This is a genomic window from Cohnella pontilimi (assembly GCF_005049045.1).
Lineage (GTDB): Bacteria > Bacillota > Bacilli > Paenibacillales > Paenibacillaceae > Cohnella > Cohnella pontilimi.
In genome coordinates, this window is the sequence record NZ_SUPK01000009.1 from 123,772 (window position 1) to 137,526 (window position 13,755).

Sequence of the window (13,755 nt, forward strand, 5' to 3'; positions counted from 1 at the left end):
TATGTTGTTTCGACCCATTATACAATGAGCATATAAATGCTGTAAACAAATTTGCCTGTCTAACGCTCGATCGACTCTTGAAACTCTTCTACCTGCCGATTCGTCCCGATGACGACCATTACGTCATCCTCTGTCAGCACGTCTTCCGCGACGGGCGCGATAATCATGCCTTTGGGCTTATTAATCGCCACCACGCTGCAGCCGAAACGGCCGCGAGAGTTGATATCGGAGAGCGTTTTGCCTGTAAGTTTCTTAGGAACGCCCAGCTCGGCGATCGTATAATTTTTGGACAGCTCGATGTAGTCCAGCAGATTCGGCGACACCAGCTGGTGAGCAACCCGGATGCCCATATCCCGCTCCGGATAGATGACGCGGTCCACGCCGATCTTCTCGAGCACCCGGCCGTGAAGCTCGGAGACCGCTTTGGCCACCACTTTTTTGACCCCTAAGTCTTTCAGCAAGATGGCGGCCAGAATACTCGCCTGAATGTCATCACCTATCGCGATGATCCCGCAATCGAAATTGCGCACGCCTATGGAGCGCAGCACTTCCTCCTCGGTTCCGTCCGCCGCGACGGCATGGGTAAGCACGCTGCTCATTTCATTCACTTTTTCTTCGTCGTGATCGATCCCTAACACTTCGTAGCCGAGCTGGCTGAGCTCGCGGCCCAGACTGGATCCGAATCGGCCGAGGCCGATAATGGCAAACTGGTTCAATTTCATGCGAATAATCCTTCTCCTTATACGGTCGCTTATGATGTCGAATAGCCGGCCGATACTCGGTTACCCGATGATGATTTTCCCTTCGGCGTTACGATACAGCACCCTTCCGGGCTTCGGAGCAATGGCGTAGGACAGCGTCAACGGGCCCAAACGGCCGATAAACATCATGACGATGATGATGATTTTGCCCGCTGTGGTCAAATCCGGGGTCAGGCCCATCGTCAAGCCCACCGTACCGAATGCGGAGGTGACCTCGAACAACAGCATGAGGAACTGATGATCCTCCGTGGTGGACAAAATCATGGTGGCCAGCATGACCAGAGCAAGGGCGAACAGGGTCACCGTCAATGCTTTATATACCCGTTCCTTGGCCAAACGGTATTTGAACATGACGACGTCTTCTTTGCCCCGCACCATCGCGATCACGGCTCCCAGCAGGGCGGCGAATGTGGTCGTCTTGATGCCGCCGCCGGTCGAACCGGGTGACGCCCCGATGAACATCAGGATCACGATGATGAATTGCGTGGCCTGACGGAGACCCGCGATGTCCACCGTGTTGACTCCGGCGGTACGGGGCGAAACGGACTGCATCATCGCCGCCAAAATTTTCTCCCCGAAATTCAGCTGTCCGAATGTTGCGGGATTCGTGTATTCGAAAATGAAAATCACCAGCGTACCCACGACAATCAACGATCCGGTCATGCTTAGCGCCACTTTGGAATGAAGCGACAGCTTCCGGTTGCGGCGATACTCGGCAAGGTCGGACAGCACGACGAAACCGATGCCGCCCAAGACGATCAGCATCATCGACGTAAAGTTGACGATCGGATCGCCCACGTACATCGTTAAACTCCGGTAATGTCCCATAATATCAAAACCGGCATTGTTGAAAAACGAGACCGCATGAAAGATTCCGTAATAAACGGCCTGGCCGGCAGGCATGTCGAACAGAAAACGCAGAGTGAACAGAATGGCTCCGGCAACTTCGATACAAAGGGTATAAAGGAGTACTTTTCTTACAAGACGGATGATGCCTTCGATGCTGCCCTGGTTGAGCGCTTCCTGCAGGATGAGACGCTCTTTGAGGGAAATGCGTCTTTTTAATGCGACTGCAAACAGCGTCGCCATCGTCATGAAGCCGAGACCGCCGATCTGGATCAATGACAGAATGACAACTTGGCCGAACGTGGAATAATGGGTCCCGGTGTCGACGACGACAAGTCCGGTGACGCAGGTGGCGGAAGTCGCCGTAAACAGGGCGTCGAGCCAAGGCGTCGATTGACCGATTGCCGAGGAAACCGGCAAAGTCAAAAGCTGTGCGCCGATCAAAATGATCAGCGCAAACCCGATGACCAACATTTTGGGCGGTGAAGCCGCGAGCCACCGGTAGGTTTTGCTGAACAAGGAAGTCACCTCATCAAGTCTGTACTCGGACCCCGGTACGTCAGCAACAAAAAAAGCATTGGAACCCCAATGCTTCGTGCGCGCATGCGAGTCCTGTTCCTGCAGCCTACGAGGTTAGCTGACGGGTTCGGGCCAGAACAGGCTGCCCTATCGCTTCCGCACTTTACACGGAACGAATTCACCCCGGGACGCCGCTTCTTGATGCGGCGAAGTTGGTTCCCCCGTTTTCGTTCGAAATTCGGCTGATTTATGATTGTTCACGATTCGTACTTCCGCATTATAGTCCCTGCCGATAAACCGGACAACATGAAATTCCTCTCAAACCGGGCAAAAGTGACGGCAATGTGAACCGATTGGTGAACAACACCCGACCGGACATGGTTTTTCTATTCGAAAGCTTCCGTTTTCATCGATTTACGCCGTAATCGCGTAGAAATTCAAGCAATCGATATGCTAAGCTGACTGTATGCGTTTACTTACAAGCTTTTTGAAAAGGGAGAGATAAAATTGCAAGCAAACGGGAGATCTATCGGCCAAAGCCGCTGGAGATGGGCGGCGTGGGCCGGCTTGATTCTCTTCGCGCTCATACAAATTTTGCCCTCCGCCCTATCGTCCCAAACAGGCGGCGGCACGGCGCTCAGCCGCGACGAAGCCAAGCGGCAGGCGCTGCTGATCGCCTCCGAGCGTTTCGGCATTTCGGCGGACCGGGTGGACCGCGTACTTCTGGTCCATACGTCGAACAGCAAGGCGGTCGGCTATTTTTCGAAAGAAGAGCTTTTGTCCCGTTATCAACAAGAATGGGAACCGAATTATCCGACGGATGTATACCGTGCCGATCTTGTGCTTGCTGCGGGTGAAGGCACGCTGACCCTCATGCTGCAAATGCACTCCGGGCAGTTGGTCGGCTGGAAAGACGAATCCGGCACGCATCCGGCGGCCGGAGCCTCGCAATCGGATAAGAGGTCTTTCATGGATAAAGCGATGGCTTATGCCTCGTTCTTTGGTGTTCGCGCCGCAGATTGGGAGCCCGCCGAACAAGGGGCGCCCGGAACCGCCGTGTTTCATTCCCGCAAAAGCGCTCTCGGGGAAGCCCGCGTGCGATTGGAAGTTCAAGTGCCTCCGGGGTACGAGCCGGCTTCCTCCGCATTCCCTCGTTGGCAGGGCGGTTCCGTCACTTACGCCATTGAAATTCCCGGCGATTTCACGGCTTACGTGGAGGATCAGACGCGGCTCTCCAGCCGCCTTAACGCCATCGGCTTCATCGTGCCGCATCTTGTATTGTTCGTCATGGCGATCGTGTATGCGGGCACCCGTCGCAAGCACACGTCTTTCCGGCGCGGCATAGGGTTCGCTTCGGTGTTCTTCCTGTTCTACGTCGCGTTCACCTTTAACATGATTCCCGGTTTGCGTGCGCAGGTGCTGGAGGAAGGACTGCCAGCGGACGACCCTTTGCTGACTGGAGTGATCGTTTCCACCTTGATCGTTGTTGCCGTGATGGCCGCATTCACCTACTTCTCGGCGGTTGGCGGCGACGGCCTGTGGAACTCGATGGGCCGCTCTTTGTGGCCTCGCTGGAGGGATCGCGGCTTCGGCGATTCGGTTGTCGTCAGCATGAAGCAGGGGTATAAGCTGGCCTTTATTTTAATGGGCGTGCAATCGGTCATCCTGCTTGGTCTGCAACACGGAATCGGCATGTTTCAAGCATCGGATGCGACCCAGTCCACTTATAACATGACCTATCCGTGGCTCCTTCTTCTGCTCGCTTGGTGCGCGGGCATATCGGAGGAGATTCAAAGCCGCTTTTTCGGCATCGCGTTGTTCCGGAGCTGGCTCGTAGGCGGCGCGAAAAAAGTACTGGGCCGTGAACCCGGCAAGCGCTCGGCTGCGGTTCTGACGCTGATCGCGATGCTTCCGCCCGGGTTGTTCTGGGCTTTCGGCCACGTGAGCTACGCAGTTTATCCGGCCTACTCCCGCGTGATCGAACTTGTCCTGATGGGCCTCTTGTTCGGCTGGTTTATGCTGCGGTTCGGTTTGTTAGCCGTCATTTTCGCCCATATTACGCTGGATTCATTCCTCATGGCCACGCAAATGGTGTTCGACGGTTTGCCGGGCAACTTACCGGTTGGCATTCTTGGCATTTTCCTGCCCGCCATTGTAGCCTATGTCATCTGGTGGCTGCACCGGGGCGCCGCCCAGCCTCGTCCCGCCGGCTAAACCACCTCTGTCGTTCCAGGGCGGGTATCTCTAAAATTTTACCTTTATCGATATCCCTCTCGCTCAGTTCGGGGCGCGGCACATCTCTCCAAAAATAACCCTTTATCGATATCCCTTTCGCTCAGTTTTTCAGGTCGATCGTTATTCTGAGTGAAGGGGATATCGACAAAGGGCAAGGAAGAAGCCCCCCACTTCGCCGCCTGAACGAAAGGGATAACGGCAAAAGAAAAAAATCGCCCCCATATGGCCTCTGTACAGAGCCGTTGGGGGCGATTCGATTTAAACGGTCGGCTGCTCGGCACCGCCGCTCTCTTCGTTTAACGCGTCGAGTATGCGCCGGGCGAGCCCCTCTCCGATGGACAGCGGCTTGAAATCTTCCACGGACGCCTCTTTGATCGCTTTCAGCGAACCGAAATGACGCAGCAGCTGTTTACGCCGCTTCTCACCGATGCCCGGAATGGCGTCGAGGCGAGAGGCGACCATCGATTTGGCGCGTTTCTCCCGGTGGAACGTGATCGCGAAGCGATGAACCTCGTCTTGAATCCGCTGCAGCAAATAAAACTCCTGGCTGTCCCTAGGCAGCGGGACGACTTCCGGCGGATCCCCGACCAGCAGCTCAGCGGTCCGGTGCTTGGCGTCCTTGGCCAATCCGCAGACGGGGACATCGAGTCCCAGTTCATTCACCAGTACGTCCATCGCCGCCGCAATGTGACCGCGGCCGCCGTCCACGACGATGAGATCCGGCAAAGCTAAATTTTCCTTGAGCACCCGTTCATACCTTCGGCGGACGACCTCACGCATCGTTTCGTAATCATCCGGCCCTTGAACGGTTCTGACGTTGTACTTGCGGTATTCCTTCTTATCCGGCTTGCCGTCGGTAAAGACGACCATGGCCGACACCGGATTGGCACCTTGGATGTTCGAGTTGTCGAACGCCTCAATACGGCCTGCAGACGGGATGCCCAACCATTGGGCCAGCCCGTCGGCGGCTTTCACGCTGCGCTTCTCGTCCCGTTCGATCAGCCGGAACTTCTCTTCGAGCGCCATACGGGCATTATCGCATGCCATCGTGATCAGGGACCGCTTCGTTCCCCTTTTCGGAACCGCGACTTTGATCTTCAGCCAGCGGCGAAGCGATTCGCCGACTTCAGCGCCCTCCCCGGCTTCAACGCCTTCGCCGTCGTCTGACGCATCGTCTGCGGCAGCCGTCTCTTCTTGCGGCGGAACCGGAAGCAGCATTTCGCGCGGCAAGGCGGGATTATCGCTGTAATACTGCGTCACGTAGCTCAGGAAATCTTCATACGGCTCGCCGTAGTAAGGGAAAACCGAGACGTGCCGCTCAATCATTTTGCCCTGACGCATATACAAGATCTGCACGCACATCCAGCCTTTATCGACGGCATAGCCGAACACGTCGCGGTCCTGCGTGTCGTGCAGGTTGATCGTCTGCTTCACCATGAGTGCGTCGATCGCGTTGATCTGATCCCGGTATTCCCGTGCCCGCTCGAACTGAAGCTCCTCGGCCGCTTCCTCCATTTTGCGCTGCAGTTCCTTTTTGATATCGGTGTGCCCCCCGTTAAGAAAACGAGAGATCTCCCCCACCATCCGGTCGTATTCGGAAGGCTGAACCGGGAACTCGCAAGGCGCCACGCACTGGCCCATATGATAATACAGGCAAACTTTATCGGGCAGCGTATTGCATTTGCGCAGCGGATACAGCCGGTCGAGCAGTTTCTTCGTCTGTTGGGCGGCAAAAGCGTTCGGATAAGGTCCGAAGTATTTGGCCCGGTCTTTCACTACCCGACGGGTAACCTCCAGCCGGGGATGCGTTTCGTTCGTAATTTTCAAATACGGAAACGACTTGTCGTCTTTCAACAATACGTTATAACGCGGATGATGCTGTTTGATGAGATTGCACTCGAGGATGAGCGATTCGGTATTGCTTGCGGTAACGATATATTCGAAATCCCGGATCTCCGAGACGAGCTTCTGCGTTTTGCCGTCGTGGGTTCCGTTGAAATAGGAACGCACGCGGTTTTTCAGCACTTTGGCTTTGCCGACGTAAATGATCGTGCCCTCGCTGTTTTTCATCAAATAACAGCCCGGCTGATCCGGCAGGAGCGCCAGCTTGTGGCGAATATTCTCCATCGCCATTTCCCGGTCGGCGTCGTGTGCGATATCGGTTTCCATGTACGGACGGCTCCTCCTTTCGGCAGCGTAACTTCCCTTATTGTAGCACAGCATCGGGCGGTTGGGGTCCGCATGCCGCCGCGATGTCGCAAACTTGTCACCTTCCTGCGCCTTTACAACAAAAAGCGAAGTTGGTTATACTAGGCTTAATGAACGCGTGTCTCAGGAGGCTTCCCATGGAAAACATTCGTGATCCCCGACAGCATGTGAACGAAGAACCGCGCGACGACTTTGCGGATACCGCGATGGGCTTCGCTGTTATGTTCGGTTTCATGACGGTGGTATTCATTGCCGCGGTCGTTCTGAAAGCCGTCATCTCTTAATTTTACGACGACCTTGCATGCGAAATGAAACGCACCCGCCTGCCTTTCCGGCAGCTCGGGTGCGTTTTTCCGTTCATTCCCTTCTCCATCTTTCCAGCTCCGCCGCCGCCGGCATCCCGGTCTGGGCACCTTGGCGCGTAACGGACAAGGCCGAGGCGTCCACTGCGGTTTGGAGCGCTTCCGCCAGCGAAGCGCCGCCTGCCCAGGCAGCGGCCAGCGCTCCGTGGAACGTATCGCCCGCGCCGGTTGTATCGACCACTTCCACCTTCCGGCCCGGCACGCGCACGATTTCACCGTTACGTGCAGATAACACCGCTCCGTTGGCACCCAACGTGACGATGATTCGCTCGGCCCCGCGGTCATGCAGCTTGCGCATCGCACTTTCCAGCACGGCCGGATCGTCCAAGCGCTCAGCGCCCACCAGTGCGGCAAGCTCGGTCTCGTTCGGTGTCACGATGTCCGTCCATTGCAGCCACTCATCCGGGAAAACGCCCGCCGGCGCCGGATTCAGCACCGTTTTTTTGCCTGCCGTTTTGGCCAGTCTCAATGCCGCTTCCACCGTTTCAAACGGAATTTCGAGCTGAACGAGCACAATATCGGCAGCCTCGATTAATCCAGCATTCCCGTGAACGTCCTCCGGCCGCAGCGCCCCGTTGGCGCCCGGCACGACCACGATCGTGTTTTCGCCGCCGGATACCAGGATCGAAGCGATGCCCGTCGCTCCGTCGGTTACGCGCACACCCCGCGTATCAATGCCTTCCTTCCGCAGCACGGCCTCGAGCTTGCCGCCGAATTCGTCGCCGCCCACCGCACCGATCATCCGCACGTCCGCGCCCAGGCGGGCAGCCGCGACGGCTTGATTCGCTCCTTTGCCTCCGGGGAAGTAGGAAATCGACTTCCCGAGTACGGTCTGGCCCGGCAAAGGGAACAACGGCGACTCCACGACAAAATCCATATTGATGCTTCCGACAACCGCCACAACAGGGCGAACCGCTTCGTTCATCCGACGACACCGCCATTTTAGAAATTCGTGCACAATAATCTCAATATTAGAAGACTAGCACGAATCGTCCGACACCATCAAGCGTTCGATTTTTTCTCTCCGGTCCCTTCATACCGAAATTTTTCCGTCCGCTCGATTTGGACAATCCGGCCGTCGTGGACGACGATCTGCACGGTGCCGTATTTCAAGCCTGTCACGGCTTCGGTAATACGGGCCAGCCAGCCTTCATTCAGCTCTACGAATTCCGCCATTTGATTCCCTCCCGTATGCGGCTCAGTGTTCATGCTTTCGGCTGCCGCCGGCGATGCGAATCTCCAATAACGATTTGGCGATCAATGTCGCCACGGCCAGCAGCATCAGCAGCGAGGCGACGGCAAACGCGGCCGCAAACTGATACTCGTTGTACAAAATTTCGATATGCAGCGGCAGCGTATTCGTCTCGCCCCGAATGTGGCCCGAAACGACGGATACGGCGCCGAATTCTCCCATCGCCCTGGCATTGCAAAGAATCATCCCGTACAGCAGCCCCCACTTGATGTTGGGCAGCGTCACCTTGCGGAACACCCGCCAACCGCGCGCTCCAAGGATGACTGCCGCTTCTTCGTCCTGCACCCCCTGCGACTCCATAAGCGGAATGAGCTCCCTCGCTACAAAAGGGAAGGTCACGAACATCGTGGCCAGCACAATGCCGGGAGCGGCAAAAATGATCTTGATATTGTGAGCGGCTAACCAGGGTCCTATAAAGCTTTGCGCTCCAAAAAGAAGCACGTAGATGAGGCCGCTGACGACGGGAGAGACCGCGAAGGGCAGATCGATCAGCGTGACCAGCACGTTTTTGCCGCGGAAGCGGAACTTGGTCAGCGCCCAGGCTGCCGCCAATCCAAATAAAGAGTTCAGCGGAACGGCGATCGCGGCCGTCAGCAAAGTGAGCCGAAGCGCCGCTAAAGCCTCGGGTTCCCTAAGCGCGGACAGGTAAGCTTCCCAGCCTTTGCTCAGCGCTTGCGTAATGACGGTAAGCAAGGGAAGAACGATAATAATCCCCACCATCAGCAGTGCAGCCCCGATCAGGATGCCGCGAACTATCCGCGGTTCGGTCAAATGTTTGGGAACGACGGGGCTCGATTCTCCTGCACGCGGACTTGTAACGATGCCGGCCATCTCCAGTCCCCCTTTACACCGCGTTGCTGCGCCGGCTCGACCGCCGCTGAGCGAAATTGATCCCCAACAGCAACACGAACGAAATCAGCAAAAGCACTACCGCAATGGCCGCTGCCTGCGCATACTCGTACTGCTCGAGCTTAGTAATGATCAGCAGCGGCGCGATTTCCGTCTTCATCGGCATGTTGCCGGAGATGAAGACGACCGATCCGTATTCCCCGATGCCTCGGGCGAACGCCAGCGCAAACCCGGTGAGCAGCGGAGAGATCAGCTCGGGCAGAATGACCTTCAGGAACGAGCGCCATCGGTATGCGCCCAGCATCGCTGCGGCTTCTTCGGTGTCTGTTTCCAGCTCCTGCAGCACCGGCTGGACCGTCCGGACCACGAAAGGAGTGCCGATAAAGATCAGTGCGAGCATGATGCCGAGCGGAGAATAGGCAATCTTGATCCCCAACGGCTCGAACAGTGAACCTATCCAGCCGTTAGGGGCATAAATTGTGGTTAGCGCAATACCCGCCACCGCCGTCGGCAAGGCGAACGGCAAATCGATGAGCCCGTCGATGATTTTTTTGCCGGGAAACCGATATCGCACCAGTACCCATGCCAGCAGCAAGCCGATGAAGATATTCGCGAATGCTGCGGACAGCGACGTAAGAATGCTGAGCTTGTAGGAAGCCGCCACCCGCGCATTCGTCACCGTGTCCCACCATTGTCCGGCCGTCAATCCCGCGGAATGTAGAACGAGAGCGGCAAGCGGGATCAGTACGATCAAACTCAGGTACAGGACCGTAAATCCAAGCGTCAAACGAAATCCAGGCAGTGCGCGGTCCGTTCTTGTTTTCGCAGCCATATCCGGGTTATCCCTTTCGTCGGCCTGCGGTTAAGACCCGGGCGTATAAATTTCATCGAAAATTCCGCCGTCGGCAAAATGCTTTTTCTGGGCGGCCTGCCAGCCGCCGAAATCTTTGTCGATGGTCAGCAGCTTCAACTGCGGGAACTGATCCTTGTGGCGGTCGGCAACAGACTGCATGCGAGGGCGGTAGAAGTTTTGCGCCGCAATCTCCTGCCCTTGTTCAGAGTAAAGATATTTCAGGTAGGCTTCAGCAGCTTGCCGGGTCCCCTTCTTGTCGACCACCTTGTCGACAATCGCCACCGGCGGTTCGGCCAAAATACTGAGAGAAGGCGTCACAATTTCAAACTCGTCGCCGAATTCCTTTTTCGCCAAATACGCCTCATTCTCCCAAGCCAACAGCACATCGCCGATTTTACGCTGGACGAAGGTGTTGGTCGCGTCGCGGGCGCCGGAATCCAGCACGGGAACGTTATGGAATAGCGTTTTAATAAACTCTTTGATTTTGGTCTCATCGTTGTTGTTTTGCTGAGCTGCATAGCCCCAAGCCGCCAGGTAATTCCAGCGTGCTCCCCCGGATGTTTTGGGGTTTGGCGTGATGACCTGGACACCGTCCTTGATCAAATCGTTCCAATCCTTGATCCCTTTCGGATTGCCTTTGCGTACGAGGAAAACGATCGTCGACGTGTACGGCGTACTGTTTTGTTCGAACGATTGCTGCCAATCCTTTTTGGTCAAGCCCTTGGCCGCAATCGCATCAATGTCGTACGCGAGCGCGAGCGTCACCACATCCGCTTCCAAACCGTCGATCACGGCGCGGCTTTGTTTGCCCGAACCGCCATGGGACTGCTTGATCGTCACCGATCCGCCGGTTTCTTTTTTCCATTCCTCCGCAAAGCTTTTGTTAAATTGTTCATACAGTTCGCGCGTCGGATCGTAGGACACGTTCAGCAGCTCTACGGGAGCCGGAACTTTGGCCGATGGGCTCGGACTTGGCGTGACGGAAACTGATGCCGCTGTCCCCTCCTTGTTCGAACCGCAGCCGGAAAGCATCGCGATTAACAGCACAGCCACCAGAAAAAGACCGAAAAATTTCACTCGTGTCATGTAGACACACCCCTCAATCGAAATTGTCGGGAGGAAATTCCGTTCTCTGACTCCGGTGGTCCGGTCGTAAAGAATATAATTCCTACCTGTTTAGTTGGTGATTATAGAATATGCGATGGCCTAGCTGAGTGTCAATAAGTGCCATAAGTAAAATTGATAAATCATTTCTGCACGTTATTGGACACAAAAAAAACCGCGAGAGCCTGCGCCCCCGCGGTCTGTATGAGTGTCAAAGATTGCGGATACGGATTATCCCCGCTGATTCCGTCCCCGAACGTGTACTACTTGGACGAAGGGACGGACGCGGTCCATCAACCGCTGGCCTTTGTGCATTTCCTCGCCTTCCTTGTGCGTAAAGCTGAAATGCTTCTCCAGAGCGTCCAAATCGTGATTCGAGGTGTAAAACGTCGGCTTGCGGTTCATCCGGTAATTCAAAATCGCACCCACAACGTGGTCCCGCACCCAAGGGCTTAAATTTTCCGCACCAATATCGTCGAACACGAGCAGATCCGCTTCTTTCATGAGCGTGATTGTTTCTTTCAGCTTCTGGGGCTCCAGCATGAGCGCCTTGACGTCTTCGACAAAGTCGGGCATGTACACCATGACGCCGGTGAAACCTTTTTTGGCCAATTTTTGCAGCAAATAGCCGGCCATGTAGGTTTTGCCCGTGCCGAACGAGCCGACCAGATAGAGGCCGTGCTTTTGCAGGCCTTGTTCCTTGGTGACTGCCACATAAGCCAAGAGCTCATGCACGGCAAGCGAGCGGTCCTCGTCCAGATTGTCCATTTCCATTTCGTCGTAAGTCTCGCCGAAGATGGTCTCATCGACGAAGAAGCCGGTGATCCGGCGGCGGATTTGCTGCTGGTGCTCGTAGGCCGTCCATTTGGCGCATGGCGATTTGTGATCCGTAATTTGCCAGCGCCCGTTCACTTCGGAGCAGGTAATGACCGTCGAATGACCCTGCATGTCGTTCGGACATTGCTCCAACCCGGGACAAGCTTTGCAATTGCGATATTCCTTCGACATCTGATAGAGACGGTTCAAATTGGCGCGGAGAACCGATTCTCCCATGTCCGGATACCGTTCCCGAAGCTTCTGAACGAGCGGATCTCGCAGCACTTCCGACATAAGCCGCTCTGAGTCGCCGGCAAAGCGGGTCACCGACACACCTTTCAGCGCCTCTTTCAACGATTCCATGCTGGTTCCTCCCTCCCGTTAGTTGTGATCCGGCGCATGATCGCCTTTCAGCTTCCGTGCCAACTCTCTCATCTTCTCGCGCTCTTCCGGGGAAATCTCCCGTACGGGTCCCGCGTCCCCCACGACCGGAATCGAGGGCTTGCGGCGCTGCGTCTTGGTCCGCGAGGAGCCGCCCGCCGGTTGGTCCGCTTCCCCGCGCCGGCGCTTCTCGAGCGTGGCGTTCAGCTTCTGCTGTTCGCGAATGTAGGCCGCGGCTTTCTCGAACGTGTCGATGCCTTTGGCCAGCATATTGGACGCGATGGAATCGATAAACGCATGGGTGAGCCTCTGTGCGTGCTTCATGCCGAATATGTAGTGCGCCAGCACGTTAATGACCGGCTCCGGCAATTTATAATTCAGGTCGATCCGCTCGAAAATCCGGACGAACGAGTCGGGCACCGCCCCGGGAAAATGTTTCTCCAGCATCCGCGTGTACGGTTCGTTCCGAAGCATCCGGTTGTACCGCTCCGGCGTCAGCGTGCCTTGGAACCGTTCCGGCACGTCCAGCAGCACAGCGGCATCTTCCGGCTCCACGCCGGCATCTTCGCTTTCCGCGTGTCCGCGAGACTCGCCTCTGGACAAGAAGCGCTCCCGCTCCTCGTCACGCTTGCGATCCTGCCTGTAAATCAAATGGGCGCGGCGGTTCAGTTCATCCCATAACAGGGTGCCGTCCGTCCCGAAAATCCCGTCCTCGTCCAGTAGGCGGCAAATTTCAGGCACATCCAGATCGTACTTGTAAGCGAGAAAATTGAGCTGAGCCATGGACTCGGGCGCCCGGCCCAATCGCTCGACCAAACCGCGGTTCGCCGCACCTCTCGGAAACCGAAGCAGCATGTCGGCGTGTCGGATCCTCTCCGGCGGCTGTGCCGATTCACGTGCGGGCGCCGTTTCGGTCCAGCCGCTGTCCAACTCGGGATCCACCGGTCCGGTACCAATCTGAAACAGCTCGTAAAACGGAACGGTCACCTCTTCCCGGTTCACGAATCGGGCGAGCTCGGCCGGCGGTTCGGAGATGAAGCCGCGCTTGAGCTCGAGCAGCGCAGGCTTGCCGATTTTGTCCCGGAGCAGCAAGGTCAGATGAAGGTTCGAAAAAAACTCGGAAGCGCCGAGCGGAGATTGCAGCGCATACTCGAACAACGTCTCTTCCGTTAACGGATTATGATGGCGGAACACCTGCAGAAGCCCAACTGCCTCCAGGCGGGAAGCGGCTTCGATCAGCGTTTTGCGGCCTGCGGCGTTCGGCTCCAGACCGAGTCCGAGGAACAAAGCGCGCTGAGAGTCCGGCCGGGTGCAGCCGGCCGAGTCTTCCGCGATGAAGTGATAGAGAAAATGATAGAGTCCGGCCGAGAAAGCGCCGATCATCGGTTGATAGAGCGAAGCCAAAAGCTTGCGCTTCAACCCGTCGAGGGCGAATTCCCGGCAGACGAAGAAACGATGGTTCTCTGTAAATTCCAAAATATTCGACACACGCATTCGGAATTCGACAACTCTTTTCCGTGGAATGGTCTCTCTATTCTAGCACAAAGCAGAACTCGAAAGAGTGAAAAT

12 protein-coding genes and 1 riboswitch are annotated in these 13,755 nt (G+C 56.3%); of the genes, 2 read left to right on the forward strand and 10 right to left on the reverse strand.

Features of this window, described 5'->3' with window-relative positions:
- Positions 1-59: 59 nt before the first annotated feature.
- Together E5161_RS17650 and E5161_RS17655 are read right to left on the reverse strand one after the other, a co-directional pair.
- Positions 60-722, reverse strand: a complete 663-nt coding sequence (locus tag E5161_RS17650) for a potassium channel family protein (RefSeq protein WP_136779212.1) — start codon at positions 720-722, stop codon at positions 60-62.
- 60 nt (positions 723-782) lie between these two features.
- Positions 783-2,081, reverse strand: coding sequence for a TrkH family potassium uptake protein (locus E5161_RS17655; RefSeq protein WP_136779325.1), 1,299 nt, complete (start codon positions 2,079-2,081; stop codon positions 783-785).
- A 133-nt stretch (positions 2,082-2,214) separates the two neighbouring features.
- Positions 2,215-2,380, reverse strand: a riboswitch (cyclic di-AMP (ydaO/yuaA leader).
- A 253-nt stretch (positions 2,381-2,633) separates the two neighbouring features.
- Between E5161_RS17655 and E5161_RS17660 the strand changes: the two genes are divergently transcribed.
- A complete protein-coding gene (locus E5161_RS17660) occupies positions 2,634-4,340 on the forward strand; it encodes a CPBP family intramembrane glutamic endopeptidase (protein WP_136779213.1) in 1,707 nt (568 codons plus the stop codon).
- Positions 4,341-4,619: 279 nt separating this feature from the next.
- Here the strand turns inward: E5161_RS17660 and uvrC are convergent, their stop codons facing one another.
- On the reverse strand, positions 4,620-6,530 hold the full coding sequence (uvrC, locus tag E5161_RS17665; RefSeq protein ID WP_246042389.1) for an excinuclease ABC subunit UvrC: 1,911 nt from the start codon (positions 6,528-6,530) through the stop codon (positions 4,620-4,622).
- Positions 6,531-6,706: 176 nt separating this feature from the next.
- On the opposite strand from uvrC, the gene E5161_RS17670 reads away from it, so the two are divergent.
- Positions 6,707-6,853: a YqzM family protein gene (locus tag E5161_RS17670; protein ID WP_136779214.1), complete on the forward strand. Its 147-nt coding sequence runs from the start codon at positions 6,707-6,709 to the stop codon at positions 6,851-6,853.
- 73 nt (positions 6,854-6,926) lie between these two features.
- Here the strand turns inward: E5161_RS17670 and rbsK are convergent, their stop codons facing one another.
- The 7 genes from rbsK to E5161_RS17705 form a co-directional block, all read right to left on the reverse strand.
- Positions 6,927-7,856, reverse strand: coding sequence for a ribokinase (rbsK, locus tag E5161_RS17675; protein WP_136779215.1), 930 nt, complete (start codon positions 7,854-7,856; stop codon positions 6,927-6,929).
- 77 nt (positions 7,857-7,933) lie between these two features.
- The gene (locus tag E5161_RS17680; protein ID WP_136779216.1) at positions 7,934-8,107 is read right to left on the reverse strand and encodes a YezD family protein; all 174 of its coding nucleotides are present in this window, start codon (positions 8,105-8,107) and stop codon (positions 7,934-7,936) included.
- Between the two features lie 22 nt (positions 8,108-8,129).
- Positions 8,130-9,014 carry a sulfate ABC transporter permease subunit CysW gene (gene cysW / locus E5161_RS17685; RefSeq protein ID WP_136779217.1) on the reverse strand — a complete coding sequence of 295 codons (885 nt, stop codon included), beginning with the start codon at positions 9,012-9,014 and terminating at the stop codon, positions 8,130-8,132.
- Between the two features lie 13 nt (positions 9,015-9,027).
- Positions 9,028-9,864 carry a sulfate ABC transporter permease subunit CysT gene (gene cysT / locus E5161_RS17690; protein WP_136779218.1) on the reverse strand — a complete coding sequence of 279 codons (837 nt, stop codon included), beginning with the start codon at positions 9,862-9,864 and terminating at the stop codon, positions 9,028-9,030.
- Between the two features lie 30 nt (positions 9,865-9,894).
- Complete coding sequence (locus E5161_RS17695; RefSeq protein WP_136779219.1) at positions 9,895-10,971, reverse strand: sulfate ABC transporter substrate-binding protein; 1,077 nt, start codon at positions 10,969-10,971, stop codon at positions 9,895-9,897.
- A 249-nt stretch (positions 10,972-11,220) separates the two neighbouring features.
- Positions 11,221-12,168 (reverse strand): ATP-binding protein, encoded by a 948-nt coding sequence (locus E5161_RS17700; protein ID WP_136779220.1) that lies wholly within the window; start codon positions 12,166-12,168, stop codon positions 11,221-11,223.
- Positions 12,169-12,186: 18 nt separating this feature from the next.
- Complete coding sequence (locus E5161_RS17705) at positions 12,187-13,680, reverse strand: DnaD domain protein (protein ID WP_136779221.1); 1,494 nt, start codon at positions 13,678-13,680, stop codon at positions 12,187-12,189.
- Positions 13,681-13,755 lie beyond the last annotated feature (75 nt).

Bases quoted from the DNA above. Each gene is read 5' to 3' on its own strand.
- cysT (WP_136779218.1), bottom strand. From the start codon at position 9,864: ATGGCTGCGAAAACAAGAACGGACCGCGCACTGCCTGGATTTCGTTTG.
- E5161_RS17705 (WP_136779221.1), bottom strand. From the start codon at position 13,680: ATGCGTGTGTCGAATATTTTGGAATTTACAGAGAACCATCGTTTCTTC.
- E5161_RS17655 (WP_136779325.1), bottom strand. From the start codon at position 2,081: ATGTTGGTCATCGGGTTTGCGCTGATCATTTTGATCGGCGCACAGCTT.
- E5161_RS17700 (WP_136779220.1), bottom strand. From the start codon at position 12,168: ATGGAATCGTTGAAAGAGGCGCTGAAAGGTGTGTCGGTGACCCGCTTT.
- E5161_RS17650 (WP_136779212.1), bottom strand. From the start codon at position 722: ATGAAATTGAACCAGTTTGCCATTATCGGCCTCGGCCGATTCGGATCC.
- E5161_RS17695 (WP_136779219.1), bottom strand. From the start codon at position 10,971: ATGACACGAGTGAAATTTTTCGGTCTTTTTCTGGTGGCTGTGCTGTTA.
- E5161_RS17670 (WP_136779214.1), top strand. From the start codon at position 6,707: ATGGAAAACATTCGTGATCCCCGACAGCATGTGAACGAAGAACCGCGC.
- uvrC (WP_246042389.1), bottom strand. From the start codon at position 6,530: ATGGAAACCGATATCGCACACGACGCCGACCGGGAAATGGCGATGGAG.
- cysW (WP_136779217.1), bottom strand. From the start codon at position 9,014: ATGGCCGGCATCGTTACAAGTCCGCGTGCAGGAGAATCGAGCCCCGTC.
- E5161_RS17680 (WP_136779216.1), bottom strand. From the start codon at position 8,107: ATGGCGGAATTCGTAGAGCTGAATGAAGGCTGGCTGGCCCGTATTACC.
- rbsK (WP_136779215.1), bottom strand. From the start codon at position 7,856: ATGAACGAAGCGGTTCGCCCTGTTGTGGCGGTTGTCGGAAGCATCAAT.